This is a genomic window from Streptomyces phaeoluteigriseus, assembly GCF_001896135.2.
In the GTDB taxonomy this organism is placed as follows: Bacteria; Actinomycetota; Actinomycetes; order Streptomycetales; family Streptomycetaceae; genus Streptomyces; species Streptomyces phaeoluteigriseus.
Window position 1 is genome coordinate 721,039 of record NZ_MPOH02000019.1, and the last position, 13,418, is coordinate 734,456.

Annotated in this window: 11 protein-coding genes and 2 pseudogenes; 3 read left to right on the forward strand and 10 right to left on the reverse strand. The window is 71.2% G+C overall.

The window, feature by feature from the left end; all coding sequences use genetic code 11:
* Nucleotides 1-98 precede the first annotated feature (98 nt).
* From BM536_RS32930 to BM536_RS32955, 5 genes and pseudogenes are all read right to left on the reverse strand, one after another.
* On the reverse strand, nt 99-1,748 hold the full coding sequence (locus BM536_RS32930) for a bifunctional uroporphyrinogen-III C-methyltransferase/uroporphyrinogen-III synthase (RefSeq protein ID WP_073499721.1): 1,650 nt from the start codon (nt 1,746-1,748) through the stop codon (nt 99-101).
* Nucleotides 1,745-2,704: a hydroxymethylbilane synthase gene (hemC, locus tag BM536_RS32935; RefSeq protein ID WP_073499726.1), complete on the reverse strand. Its 960-nt coding sequence runs from the start codon at nt 2,702-2,704 to the stop codon at nt 1,745-1,747. Before hemC ends, BM536_RS32930 begins: the two co-directional genes overlap by 4 nt.
* 5 nt (nt 2,705-2,709) lie before the next feature.
* Nucleotides 2,710-4,413: a glutamyl-tRNA reductase gene (locus tag BM536_RS32940; protein WP_245873899.1), complete on the reverse strand. Its 1,704-nt coding sequence runs from the start codon at nt 4,411-4,413 to the stop codon at nt 2,710-2,712.
* Nucleotides 4,410-5,176 (reverse strand): annotated as a pseudogene (locus BM536_RS32945) (redox-sensing transcriptional repressor Rex). Before BM536_RS32945 ends, BM536_RS32940 begins: the two are co-directional and overlap by 4 nt.
* A gap of 288 nt (nt 5,177-5,464) precedes the next feature.
* Nucleotides 5,465-5,751, reverse strand: a pseudogene (locus tag BM536_RS32955) (glutaredoxin family protein).
* Between the two features lie 121 nt (nt 5,752-5,872).
* Between BM536_RS32955 and BM536_RS32960 the strand changes: the two are divergent.
* The 3 genes from BM536_RS32960 (at nt 5,873) to BM536_RS32970 (ending at nt 9,482) form a co-directional block, all read left to right on the forward strand.
* Nucleotides 5,873-6,775 carry an HAD family hydrolase gene (locus BM536_RS32960; RefSeq protein WP_073498979.1) on the forward strand — a complete coding sequence of 301 codons (903 nt, stop codon included), beginning with the start codon at nt 5,873-5,875 and terminating at the stop codon, nt 6,773-6,775.
* 392 nt (nt 6,776-7,167) lie between these two features.
* The gene (locus tag BM536_RS32965) at nt 7,168-8,001 is read left to right on the forward strand and encodes an ECF subfamily RNA polymerase sigma factor, BldN family (protein ID WP_073498978.1); all 834 of its coding nucleotides are present in this window, start codon (nt 7,168-7,170) and stop codon (nt 7,999-8,001) included.
* 257 nt (nt 8,002-8,258) lie between these two features.
* Entirely contained in the window at nt 8,259-9,482 is a 1,224-nt protein-coding gene (locus tag BM536_RS32970; RefSeq protein WP_094103830.1) for a DUF5667 domain-containing protein, read from the forward strand.
* A gap of 120 nt (nt 9,483-9,602) precedes the next feature.
* On the opposite strand, the gene BM536_RS32975 is transcribed toward BM536_RS32970, so the two are convergent.
* The 5 genes from BM536_RS32975 to BM536_RS32995 form a co-directional block, all read right to left on the reverse strand.
* A complete protein-coding gene (locus BM536_RS32975) occupies nt 9,603-10,682 on the reverse strand; it encodes a lysophospholipid acyltransferase family protein (RefSeq protein WP_073498977.1) in 1,080 nt (359 codons plus the stop codon).
* Between the two features lie 14 nt (nt 10,683-10,696).
* Nucleotides 10,697-11,758 (reverse strand): NAD-dependent epimerase/dehydratase family protein, encoded by a 1,062-nt coding sequence (locus BM536_RS32980; RefSeq protein ID WP_073498976.1) that lies wholly within the window; start codon nt 11,756-11,758, stop codon nt 10,697-10,699.
* 293 nt (nt 11,759-12,051) lie between these two features.
* A complete protein-coding gene (locus BM536_RS32985) occupies nt 12,052-12,150 on the reverse strand; it encodes a 30S ribosomal protein bS22 (RefSeq protein ID WP_003948845.1) in 99 nt (32 codons plus the stop codon).
* Nucleotides 12,151-12,306: 156 nt separating this feature from the next.
* Complete coding sequence (locus BM536_RS32990) at nt 12,307-12,519, reverse strand: helix-turn-helix domain-containing protein (protein WP_004984898.1); 213 nt, start codon at nt 12,517-12,519, stop codon at nt 12,307-12,309.
* A gap of 134 nt (nt 12,520-12,653) precedes the next feature.
* A partial coding sequence (locus BM536_RS32995) for a phosphatase (RefSeq protein ID WP_245873900.1) occupies nt 12,654-13,418 on the reverse strand: 765 nt, incomplete at its 5' end.

Genomic DNA, 13,418 nt, shown 5'->3' on the forward strand with positions numbered 1-13,418 from the left:
GCGCGAGGTGCCGAAAAAAGGGGGGCCTGGGGCGCAGCCCCAGGGACGGGAAGGGAAGGGGTGGCGGGGGCGGAGAACCACCCCCACCGCCCACCCGGTCAGGTAGCCCGGCGTCTCCGCGCCCCCGGCCGCCGCAGCCCGAACTCCGCCAACGCCTCGGCCAACTTGTGCACGGACGGCTCGGGAGCCATCACATCCACCCGCAGCCCGTGCTCCTCGGCCGTCTTGGCCGTAGCCGGGCCGATGCACGCGATGATCGTCACGTTGTGCGGCTTCCCCGCGATCCCGACCAGGTTCCGCACGGTGGACGACGACGTGAACAGGACGGCGTCGAACCCACCGCCCTTGATCGCCTCCCGCGTCTCGGCCGGCGGCGGCGAGGCCCGCACGGTCCGGTAGGCGGTGACGTCGTCGACCTCCCACCCGAGTTCGATGAGCCCGGCGACGAGCGTCTCGGTGGCGATGTCGGCCCGCGGCAGGAACACCCGGTCGATCGGGTCGAACACCGGGTCGTAGGGAGGCCAGTCCTCCAGCAGCCCGGCCGCGGACTGCTCCCCGCTCGGCACCAGGTCCGGCTTCACACCGAACGCGATCAGCGCCTTGGCGGTCTGCTCACCCACCGCCGCGACCTTGATCCCGGCGAAGGCGCGGGCGTCGAGCCCGTACTCCTCGAACTTCTCCCGTACGGCCTTGACCGCGTTCACCGAGGTGAAGGCGATCCACTCGTACCGTCCGGTCACCAGCCCCTTGACGGCCCGCTCCATCTGCTGGGGCGTCCGCGGCGGCTCGACGGCGATGGTCGGCACCTCGTGCGGCACGGCGCCGTAGGACCGCAGCTGGTCGGAGAGCGATGCCGCCTGCTCCTTGGTGCGCGGTACGAGCACCTTCCAGCCGAACAGCGGCTTGGACTCGAACCAGGCGAGCTGGTCGCGCTGGGCGGGGGCGGAACGCTCACCGACCACGGCTATGACCGGCCGGCCGCCCTCGGGAGACGGCAGCACCTTGGCCTGCTTCAGCGTCTGCGCGATGGTGCCGAGGGTGGCGCTCCAGGTCCGCTGACGGGTCGTCGTACCGGCGACGGTGACGGTCATCGGGGTGTCGGGCTTGCGCCCGGCCGCGACCAGTTCACCGGCGGCGGCGGCCACGGAGTCCAGCGACGTGGACACGACGACGGTCCCGTCGGACACGCCGACCTCGGTCCAGCACCGGTCGGACGCGGTCCGCGCGTCGATGAACCGGACGTCCGCGCCCTGCGCGTCGCGCAGCGGCACACCGGCGTACGCGGGCACGCCGACGGCGGCCGCGATGCCGGGGACGACCTCGAAGGGAACACCGGCCGCCACGCAGGCGAGCATTTCCTCGGCCGCGTACGTATCCAGTCCCGGGTCCCCGGACACCGCGCGGACGACCCGCCTGCCGCCCCGTGCGGCCTCCATGACAAGATGTGCGGCATCCCGCACAGCGGGGCTCCCAGCGGTTGTTGACGTGCCGTCAACGACCGTCGGGTGCGGCGTGCCCGTGCCCGGAAGAGGGCCCGAAGACGGGCCGGCTTCCGCGTGCACGACGGCGACGCCGGGCCTGGCGTGCGTCCGGACGACGTCGAGCACCTCGTGCTCGGCGACGAGGACGTCCGCCTGCGCCAGCGCCTCCACGGCGCGAAGAGTCAGCAGTCCCGGATCCCCGGGTCCGGCACCCAGGAAGGTGACGTGCCCGTGTTCCGGACCGGCGGGAAGAGTGGTGGGGCTCACTGCGCTCGCTCCCCCATCAGACCGGCCGCGCCCTGGGCGAGCATCTCGGCTGCGAGTTCGCGGCCGAGCGCCATTGCCCGGTCGTACGTCTCGGGCACGGGACCGGTGGTGGACAGCTGCACCGTGCGGGATCCGTCGGTCGTGCCGACGACGCCCCGCAGGCGCATTTCCTTGACAATCTGCCCGTCGGCCAGCAGGTCGGCCAGCGCGCCCACAGGGGCGCTGCAACCGGCCTCCAGGGCGGCGAGCAGGGACCGTTCGGCGGTCACGGCGGCCCGGGTGAAGGGGTCGTCGAGTTCACCGAGCGCGGCGATCAGGTCCGCTTGGTGCGCGGCGCATTCGATCGCGAGTGCTCCCTGGCCGGGAGCGGGCAAAACCGTGTCGACCGACAGGAAGTCGGTCACCTCGTCACTGCGGCCCATGCGGTTCAGTCCGGCGGCGGCCAGGACGACCGCGTCCAGTTCACCGTCGCGCACGTACCCGATGCGGGTGTCGACGTTCCCGCGTATCGGCACGGTCTCGATGTCGAGCCCGTGGCCGCGCGCGTACGCGTTCAGCTGCGCCATGCGGCGCGGTGAACCCGTACCGATGCGCGCCCCGCGCGGCAGGTCGGTGAACTTGAGCGCGTCCCGGGCGACGATGACGTCACGCGGGTCCTCCCGTTCCGGTACGGCCGCCAGGACCAGGTCCTCGGGCTGCCCGGTCGGGAGGTCCTTCAGCGAGTGGACCGCGAAGTCGACCTCCCCCCGCAACAGCGCCTCCCGCAGCGCGGTGACGAACACGCCCGTGCCGCCGATCTGCGCGAGGTGCTCACGGGAGGTGTCGCCGTACGTGGTGATCTCGACGAGTTCGACGGGCCGCCCGGTCACCTGGCTCACGGCGTCCGCCACCTGCCGCGACTGGGCCATGGCGAGCTTGCTGCGCCTGGTCCCCAGCCTCAGTGCGTTCGTACTCATGCCGCTCATGCCGGCCCTCGGTTCTCTGCGTTCGTCTCGGTGCTGTCCTCGGCTCGGGAGACGGAGGCCACCGTCTCCTGGTCGAGGTCGAACAGGGTCCGCAGTGCGTCCGCGTACCCGGCGCCGCCGGGTTCGGCCGCGAGCTGCTTGACCCGTACGGTCGGCGCGTGCAGCAGTTTGTCGACGACGCGCCGCACGGTCTGGGTGATCTCCGCGCGGTGTTTGTCGTCCAGGCCGGGCAGCCGTCCGTCGAGCCGGGCGATCTCGCCCGCGACGACGTCGGCGGCCATGGCACGCAGGGCGACCACGGTGGGGGTGATGTGCGCGGCGCGCTGGGCGGCGCCGAACGCGGCGACCTCGTCGGAGACGATCCGCCGTACCTGGTCGACGTCGGCGGCCATCGGCGCGTCCGCGGAGGCCTCGGCGAGCGACTCGATGTCGACCAGCCGCACTCCGGCGAGCCGGTGCACGGCCGCGTCGACGTCCCGGGGCATCGCGAGGTCCAGCAGGAACAGCACCGGCTCGGGCCGTGCGGGCACGGGGGCGGGCTCGGGCCTGCGGCGCTCGGGGATGCGGCCGACGGTGGCGGCGGTCGCGGCGAGCGCGGAGATCGAGCTCGGCGTCGGCCCGGGGCGGCGCGCGGCCTCCCGGCGGTCGACGGCCGGGCCCGCGGCCCAGGCGGGCGTGCTGTTCCAGCGTGGCCGGCTCCCATGCCGGCCACGGCGGCCTCCCCCCATCAGGGAGAAGCCCGGCTGCACGGCGGAGAGGTCCAGCGGACAGCCGTCGTCGGTGCCGACGGAGGTCGGCGGCAGCGGCCGTACGTCCGCGGGCCCGGACCGGTCCTCGGCGAGGGCGGCGGGTGCTCCCGTGCGGCCCTCGACCGCGGTCGCGACCGCCGCGGCGGTGAGGACGAGTCCGGTCGCGCCGGTGCAGGAGACGGCGACGTCGGCACGTGTCAGTTCCGTCGGCACCGACTCCATCGGCACGGCGCGGGAGACGATGTCCGGGTCGCCGTTCTCGGCGAGGATCTGCGCGAGGCGCTCGGCGCGGTCGAAGGTGCGGTTGGCGACGACGATCTCGGCGACGCCCGCGCGCGCGAGCGTCGCCGCGGCCAGGGAGGACATGGAGCCGGCGCCGATGACGAGGGCGCGCTTGCCCCGCGCCCACGCGGTCACGTCGCCGCCCGCGGCCAGCTGTTCCAGGCCGAAGGTGACCAGGGACTGCCCGGCGCGGTCGATACCGGTCTCGGAGTGGGCCCGCTTGCCGACCCTCAGCGCCTGCTGGAACAGGTCGTTCAGCAGCCGTCCGGCGGTGTGGCCCTCCTGGGCGCGGGCCAGGGAGTCCTTGATCTGGCCGAGGATCTGCCCCTCGCCGACGACCATCGAGTCCAGTCCGCAGGCCACCGAGAACAGGTGGTGGACGGCGCGGTCCTCGTAGTGCACGTAGAGGTAGGGAGTGAGTTCCTCCAGGCCGACGCCGCTGTGCTGGGCGAGCAGCGTGGACAGCTCGGCGACACCTGCGTGGAACTTGTCCACGTCGGCGTACAGCTCGATGCGGTTGCAGGTGGCGAGCACTCCGGCCTCGGTGGCCGGTTCGGCGGCGACCGTGTCCTGCAACAGCTTGAACTGGGCGTCCGCGGAGAGCGAGGCCCGCTCCAGGACGCTCACCGGAGCGCTGCGGTGGCTCAGTCCGACGACGAGGAGACTCATGCCGGCATCACGGCGGGTACGTCCCCGTCGGGTCCCTGGTCGGTGGAGTCCGCGCGGCGCGCGGCGGGGGCGGGCACGGCGCTCTCCTGGGCCGCGGCCTCCTCGCCGGCCTTGCGCTGCTCGTGGAAGGCGAGGATCTGCAGCTCGATGGAGAGGTCGACCTTGCGCACGTCGACGCCGTCCGGGACGGACAGCACGGTCGGCGCGAAGTTCAGGATGGAGGTGATCCCGGCGGCGACGAGGCGCTCGCAGACCTGCTGGGCGACGCCCGGCGGGGTGGTGATGACCCCGATGGACACGCCGTTGTCGGAGATGATCTTCTCCAGCTCATCGCTGTGCTGGACGGGGATCCCGGCGACCTGGCGGCCGGTCATCTCGGGGTCGGCGTCGATGAGCGCCGCGACCCGGAAGCCGCGGGAGGCGAAGCCGCCGTAGTTGGCCAGCGCCGCGCCGAGGTTACCGATACCGACGATCACAACCGGCCAGTCCTGGGTCAGGCCCAGCTCGCGGGAGATCTGGTAGACGAGATACTCGACGTCGTAGCCGACGCCCCGGGTGCCGTAGGAGCCCAGGTAGGAGAAGTCCTTGCGCAGCTTCGCGGAGTTGACCCCGGCCGCGGCGCGAGTTCCTCGGAGGAGACCGTGGGAACCGAGCGCTCCGACAGTGCGGTCAGCGCGCGAAGGTACAGCGGAAGGCGGGCGACGGTGGCCTCGGGAATCCCTCGGCTACGGGTCGCCGGTCGGTGAGTTCGGCCAGTTGCCACGGTGCTCCTGCGGGTAGAGCGGGGCTGTAGGCGGTCACACGTCCCCAGACCGCCCCGTCGGAAGCAGGCTATGTCTTTGTGAACGCGTGCACAAAGATGGTGTCCGATTTGCCCGGCCAACGTGACCGGGGTCACGCGGCCCCGGCGCCTTCGTGGGGAACCGGCGCACGCGCGCCCGCGTTCCTTGATTGTCGGGGGCAAAACCGCACACTCTCCTCACGAATCCCGCCCCCGAGATCTGGTCACCATCGATCCTAAGCGACTTTTCGCCACACTTGGACTGCTCGGTCAGTTGCCTGTGAGTTCCGCGCGCAGCCGGCGCTCGTCCACGCGCCAGAAGGTGTGCTGCCGCCCGTCCACGAGGACGACCGGGATCTGCTCCCAGTACTGCGCGTGCAGTTCGGCGTCCTCGTGATGTCCCGCTTCTCCCACGGCACGCCGAGATCCCCGCACACCTTCTCGATCACCTCCTGGGCGTCGTCGCACAGATGGCATCCGGGCTTGCCGATCAACGTCACGAGCCGGTCCCGCGGTGCGGGGCCCTTGCTGCGGAAGAGGGGACTCATGTCGGCCATTGTCCCGCGCCACCGGACGGGTGTCCCCAAGGCCGTCCTTAACGACTCCGCCGCGGAGAGTTCACACCCTTCGAACCTCGTCACCGACGGAACCACCGAACGGAATGGCTATGCTCACGCCATGGCCGCTCTCGGATGGCTCACCCCCCGTAGGCGCTCCGCCACCGCGCGGAGCGTGTTGGCAGGCGAGGCCTCGGCGGAGGCCGCCCGCAAGGACGTCTCCGCACATGAACCGCAGTTTCCCGTGCGGGGCGACGACCTGGCCGCCGCGTTCTTCGACCTCGACAACACCGTGATGCAGGGCGCCGCCCTCTTCCACTTCGGCCGGGGCCTGCACAAGCGGAAGTTCTTCGAGACCCGCGACCTCGCCCGGTTCGCCTGGCAGCAGGCGTGGTTCCGGCTGGCCGGTGTCGAGGACCCGGAGCACATGCAGGAGGCCCGCGACTCGGCCCTGTCGATCGTCAAGGGCCACCGCGTCTCCGAGCTGCAGTCGATCGGCGAGGAGATCTACGACGAGTACATGGCCGAGCGGATCTGGCCCGGCACCCGCGCCCTCGCCGAGGCGCACCTGGAAGCGGGCCAGCGGGTGTGGCTGGTCACCGCGGCGCCCGTGGAGATCGCCCAGGTGATCGCCCGCCGCCTCGGCCTCACCGGCGCGCTCGGCACGGTCGCCGAGTCGGTCGACGGCATCTACACGGGCAAGCTGGTCGGCGAACCGCTGCACGGCCCCGCGAAGGCCGAGGCGGTCCGCGCCCTGGCCGCGGCGGAGGGCCTGGACCTCTCCCGCTGCGCCGCCTACAGCGACTCGCACAACGACATCCCGATGCTCTCCCTCGTCGGCCACCCCTACGCGATCAACCCCGACGCCAAGCTCCGCAGGCACGCCCGGGAACTCGACTGGCGGCTGCGCGACTACCGCACGGGCCGCAAGGCGGCGAAGGTCGGCATCCCGGCCGCGGCGGGCGTGGGCGCGGTGGCGGGCGGTACGGCTGCGGCCATCGCGCTGCACCGCCGCCGCCGGTAACGGGCGGAGGGCACGGCCGCCGGCGTCCGGCAGGACCGTCCAACCGCGGTCACCGCACTCACCCGGACGGGCAACCGCAGCGAAACGCCGCCAATCCCACCGCCTCACCCTCGCACCCGCCTGGCCAGTCGTGTTGTCTGCCCACCGCCACAACACGCCCCCACCCGACCGGGAATACGAACCCTTTCGATCAACAAGCGATCACCCTGCGCTACTTGATTGGGCGTCAATAGGCTACGGAAGCGACGTAACCGGTGAATTGAGCAACTGGGTGTAGCAGGGCCTGTACGAAGCGTTATTCTCCTCAGACGCAATCCGGTACCCCTTCCGTCGCTACGACGGGTGAACGGTTCCGCACTGCACGTGATGGAAGCTCTGCCTCTGGGAGTCCCGTGTACCCACACGTCGGGGTTGACACCTCGGGCCTGGCTACGCTGCGCGCAACGGTCGCTACGGTCCAGGACCTGTTGCGCGGCTTCGTCCCCACCGCGTACGCCGTCCCCGCCTTCGCCACCGCCGCGCCAGTAGGCCCGTGCTACGCACTCGCCGACGGCCTTGAGCAGGTGCCGGCGCGCGGCGCCGTCGTTGAGGGGCGGCGGTCGGGTGACGGGCGGGAGGTCGGCAGACGAGGACGTGCGACCGGCGCGGCCACCGTCCGCCGACCGGCCGCCGACAGCGACAGCGCCCGAATGATGGACCTCGTCGAGCGGGCCCAGGCCGGCGAGGCCGACGCGTTCGGGCGGCTCTACGACCAGTACAGCGACACCGTGTACCGGTACATCTACTACCGGGTGGGCAGCAAGGCGACCGCCGAGGACCTGACCAGTGAGACCTTTCTGCGAGCCCTGCGGCGGATCGGCACCTTCACCTGGCAGGGCCGCGACTTCGGCGCCTGGCTCGTCACCATCGCCCGCAACCTCGTCGCCGACCACTTCAAGTCCAGCCGCTTCCGGCTGGAGGTCACCACCGGCGAGATGCTCGACGCCAACGAGGTCGCGCGCTCCCCGGAGGACTCCGTCCTCGAGTCCCTCTCCAACGCCGCCCTGCTGGACGCCGTACGACGGCTCAACCCGCAGCAGCAGGAGTGCGTGACCCTCCGCTTCCTCCAGGGCCTCTCGGTCGCCGAGACCGCGCGCGTCATGGGAAAGAACGAAGGCGCCATCAAGACCCTCCAGTACCGGGCCGTCCGCACCCTCGCCCGTCTCCTCCCGGACGACGCCCGCTGACCCCCGCCATGACCCCATCCCGCACCCACCTACTGTCGGCGACGTCAACTCACGTTCAGTGAAAGTCCGTTGGCTTCCCCACCCGATCATCCGCAGTCCGTAACCCAAGTGCCACGCCAGTCGTTGTGCGGGATACAGGCTCCCTGTGGTCACGTCCTGGCCGGCCTCGATCACTCGTTCGCATGCAAGCGATCGAGGGCGTGCAACCCTCAGGACCCCGGGGGAGTCGACCGTCATGACGAGAGGAGGTGCCGCCAGTGATCGCGAACGTATCGGCGCACCGGCGGGCGAACGCCTTCGCCCAGGCCCTGGAGGAGCAGTCCGACCGGGGCACGGCGGCCGAGCAGACCGAAGGATCACCGCCGGCCCCGGCCGCTGCGGGCCGGACCGAGCAGGGCCAACTCCTGGCCCTCGCGACGGGTCTCGCCGAGCTGCCCAAGCCGGAGTTCGACCCCGAGGTCAAGGTCGTCCAGCGGGCGCAGTTGGTCGCCGCGATGGAGGCCATGCTTCAGGCGGGCACCATGGGCGAGGCGGCGGACCGACCGGTGCCGGAGCAGCGCGCTCGGGCACGAGGCGCCCATCGGGCGACATCACTGGGCCGGTTCCGTCCGCGCACACGGCTCGCCAAGGGCCTCACCGCGGGCGGCCTGAGCGTAGGAGTCGCCGCCGGAGCCTTCGGCGGGGTCGCCGCCGCGAGTTCCGACGCCCTTCCCGGTGACTCGCTCTACGGCCTGAAGCGCGGCATAGAGGATTTCAAGCTGAACTACCTCGCCGAGGGCGACGGCGAGCGCGGCCAGGCCTACCTCGACCAGGCCTCCACGAGGCTGAGCGAGGCCCGCAGGCTCATGGAGCGCGGCCGCGGCGGCGCCCACCTCGACCACGAATCCGTGGGCGAGATCCGCCGGGCCCTGTCCGGCATGCGCTACGACGCCTCCGAGGGCCACCGCCTGCTCCACGAGGCGTACCAGCGCGACCCGGACTCCCTCGGCCCCATCCAGGCCCTGTCCGCCTTCTCGCGCTCGCACCGCGAGGTCTGGGGCGACCTGCGCGACCGGCTCCCCGTGCAGCTCGGAGACGTCAGCCAGCAGGTGTCGTCGGTCTTCGACGCCATAGACGAAGAGGTCGCCCCGCTGCGCTCCCTGCTCCCCCAGCCGCCGGCCCCCGGCGGCGGCGAGAGCAGCGGCCAGGGCTCCGGGCCGACGGCGCCCGGCACCACGGGCACCGGCCGCTCGACCACGCCCAGCGCGGGCGGCGGCTCCCCGGCCACCGGCAGCCCCGGGAGCGGCGGCCCGAGCAGGTCGACGGACGTCGGCGAGGACGGTCTCCTCGGCGGCAACACCGGCGGTCTGCTCGACCCACCGGTGGACGACGGCACCTCGTCCCCGCCGACGACCCCGACCCCCGAGCCGGACGTCACGCTCCCGCCCCTCCTCCCGGGCCTCCTGCCCGGCCTGGGCATCGACAGCGACGACGTGGACTAGACGGTGGGCTAGAGGAACTCCGCAGGGTCTCTACGGCGGTGTACGCACGCAGCCCGGAGCCGAACGGGTCGGCGGACGGGTCGGCGGACGGGTCGGCCGAACGGGTCGGCGGACGACAGCTCAGAAGAAGACCGACCGCCGCTGCACGAGCAGCTTGTAGAGCGTGTGCTGGATCTGTTCCCTGACCTGGTCCGTCAGGTTGAACATCAGCATCGGGTCCTCGGCCGCCTCCGGCGGATAGCCGTCCGTGGGAATCGGCTCACCGAACTGGATCGTCCACTTCGTGGGCAGCGGGATCGCGCCCAGCGGCCCCAGCCAGGGGAACGTCGGAGTGAGCGGGAAGTACGGGAAGCCGAGGAGGCGGGCGAGCGTCTTGGCATTGCCGATCATCGGGTAGATCTCCTCCGCGCCGACGATCGAGCAGGGGATGATCGGGGCGCCCTGCCGCAGCGCCGTCGACACGAAGCCACCCCGGCCGAACCGCTGGAGCTTGTAGCGCTCGCCGAAGGGCTTCCCGATGCCCTTGAAGCCCTCCGGCATCACCCCGACCAGGTCGCCCTGCGCCAGCAGCCGTTCGGCGTCCTCGGAGCACGCCAGGGTGTGCCCGAGCTTGCGGGCCAGCTCGTTGACGACCGGCAGCACGAAGACCAGGTCGGCGGCGAGCAGCCGCAGATGACGGCCCGCCGGGTGATGGTCGTGGACGGCGACCTGCATCATCAGCCCGTCCAGCGGCAGAGTCCCGGAGTGGTTGGCGACGATCAGCGCACCGCCCTCGGCGGGGATGTTCTCGACGCCCTTCACCTCCACCCGGAAGTACTTCTCGTACACCGGGCGCAGCAGGGACATCAGGACCTGGTCGGTCAGCTCCTGGTCGTAGCCGAAGTCGTCGACGTCGTAGTCACCGGTCAGCCGGCGGCGCAGGAAGGAGAGCCCTCCGGCGATACGCCGCTCCAGGCCGCCGCCGTCATCGTCCGGCCGCCACGGCTGTTCCTCACCGGTCACAGGGACATCATCGTGCGGAACGGCCCCGGTGGGCAGGGCCTGGACCTCACGAACCTCTGTGACCTCACCGATCTCACGGACCGGCGCCGGCTCGCCGCTCCTGCGCCGGCTCCCCGCGCTCCGGCGCCGCGACGGCCGCTGTACGGCACTCCCGCGGGACCGGTCGTCGTCGAACGGAATGACCTTGGCGTCCGCCATCGTTGATGCGCTCCTCAGTTGGCGCTCTGCGTCGGGGGGTGACCACCGCCCGCGACGGGCAGCGCGGCGATCCGGTCGACGGCCCCCGCGAGGGCCTCGGGGGGCAGGAGACCCGGCCCCTGGCTGCGTGCGAAGTCCGCGAAGGTCTCCGCGGTGGTGTACCTCGGCGTGAATCCCAGCGTCTCGCGCATCTGGTCGGTCGCCACGACCCTGCCGTGCGTGAGCAGCCGGATCTGCTCGGGCGCGAAGTCCGTCATGCCCAGCGTACGCACGAGGGTGCCCGCCCAGGTGACGGCCGGCAGCAGGAGCGGGACGGTGGGCCGGCCGAGCCGCCGCGAGCACTGCGACAGCAGCAGCACGCCGTCACCGGCGATGTTGAAGGTGCCGCTGTTGAGCGTGCCCCGGACGGGCTCGTGCGATCCGATCCGCAGCACCTCGATCACGTCGTCCTCGTGGACGAACTGGAGCCGCGGGTCGTAGCCGAAGACCGTGGGCAGGACCGGCAGCGAGAAGTAGGAGACGAGCGGTGTCTCCGCGGTCGGGCCGAGGATGTTGGCGAACCGCAGCACGCACACGGCGACGTCGGGCCGCCGCCGGGCGAACCCGCGGACGTACCCCTCGACCTCCACGATGTCCTTGGCGAACCCGCCGCTGGGCAGCGACTTGGCCGCGGTGGTCTCGGTGAACACGGCGGGATCGCGGGGCGCGGAGCCGTACACGTTGGTGCTGGACTTCACGACGAGGCGCTTCACGTTCGGCGATTTCTGACAGGCGCCGAGCAGCTGCATCGTCCCGATGACGTTGGTCTCCTTGACCGTGGTCCGGCTCCCGCTGCCGAGCGCGGTGGCCGTCACGTCCAGGTGTACGACGGTGTCGGCACCGGTCTCGGCGAGCACCCGCGCGATGGTGGACTGCCGGATGTCGGCCTGGATGAAGTCGGCGCCGCCGAGATGGTGCTCGGGCCGCACGGCATCCACCGCGATCACCCGGTCCACGTCCGGGTCACGCTGGATCCGTCGTACGAACCGGCCCCCCAGCTGACGGGCCACCCCCGTCACCAGCACGACCTTGCCCAAGATCAGCGCCTTCCTTCGTCAATCGCTAGGTCCGGTCCTACCCTGCCGTGTTCCCCACCCTGCCGCGTTCCCCGCTGCGGGCCAACTTAGCGGGTCGGTGTTGCGCTGTGATGACCCCCCGATGCATGAAGTGACGGCGACGGTCGGTCATACGAGCAGATCAGCCATGGTGCGCGTCCGGACATCCGCACGGCATCCAGCCGGCCGCACAGGCGCCGGACATGCGTGTGGCCCCCCAGCCGGTTACCGACTGGGGGGCCACAGCACGCTTTCGCGGCTCGCGTCGAGCGAACTTACTTCTTGTTACGACGCTGAACGCGCGTGCGCTTGAGCAGCTTGCGGTGCTTCTTCTTGGCCATCCGCTTGCGCCGCTTCTTGATAACAGAGCCCACGACTACCCTCGCTCACTTCTCATCACTCGGTGCTGGGCGCCATGGGCCCATACGACCTACGAGGGGCTAGCCTACCCGCCCGAGCGCTGAGGTCGTAATCGAGGCGGCGGAAGGACCCTGAAGTGCCCTGTGGTGCGGGTCCCCCCACCCCTGCCGTCAGGCCGTTTCCACCCCCACATAGCTCTCGCGGAGGTACTCGTGAACCGCTTGCTCCGGGACGCGGAAGGACCTTCCGACCCGGATCGCGGGCAGATGACCGCTGTGCACCAGCCGGTACACGGTCATCTTGGACACTCGCATCACCGAGGCGACTTCCGCCACGGTAAGGAACTGAACCTCGTTCAGAGGCCTCTCGCCAGCTGCAGCCATGACACACCTGAACCTTCCGCACTCGACTCGACGGCCACCGGCTTCCCCTTCCGGTGACTCTTCGTCGCTGCGTGCTCACTCCCCAATGTAGGGGCGGGTGATGCGAGTGGGGAAGAGGTGCAACCATCGGGGGCCTACTGTGACAGACACGCCCGATTGAGTACGTAGCGGGTGAGTGGCAGGTAGTAGTCGGCCCGCACGCCGTCATCAAGCGGAACGACGACGGACACGGTCCCCTCGGCCTCCCCCACGAAGAGTGCGGGATCGTCGCTGTCCGCCAGCCCGATCGCCTCGAACCCCAGCTGACCTGCCCCGCAGACCCAGCCGTGGTCCCCGATCACCAGCTCCGGCAACGGCCCGCCGGCCTCCGCGGCCACCGCCAGCGCCAGCCGAACCGGGAGGGGCGAGTGCGTGTGTGCGCCGGTGGCACCACCAGGGCGCTCGGGACCCGGTTCCCGCACCAACCCGACACCTCGTACGTAGGCGAGCTGGAGCGTACGTAGACCGAACCGGGTCGTTATGTCGACACAGCGACCCTGCGCCGGGGTGAGAACAACACATCCCGCCGCCGACAAAGCGTCTGCGATCCCCGCGTAGAACCCGAGCAGCCGATGCGGATGCCCGGTCCCGAGCAACACGGGCCCACCACGCTGGGCAACCGCGGCGAGCCGCTCCGCGAACGCGTCCAGCGCGCGAAGGGTCAGCTCCGGATCGATCACATCATGCCCCGAAGTGTGCTCCGGATCGGCCGAAACCCCGCACTTCTCCGCCATCAACGCGATCAGTTCCCGCTCACCCCAAGCCCCTTGGGGATCAATCCCGATCAACACCCGAGGATCCCGAGCCGCGAACAACCGATACCGCCGAAGACTCCCCTCCCGCCCACTCCCCACCACCCC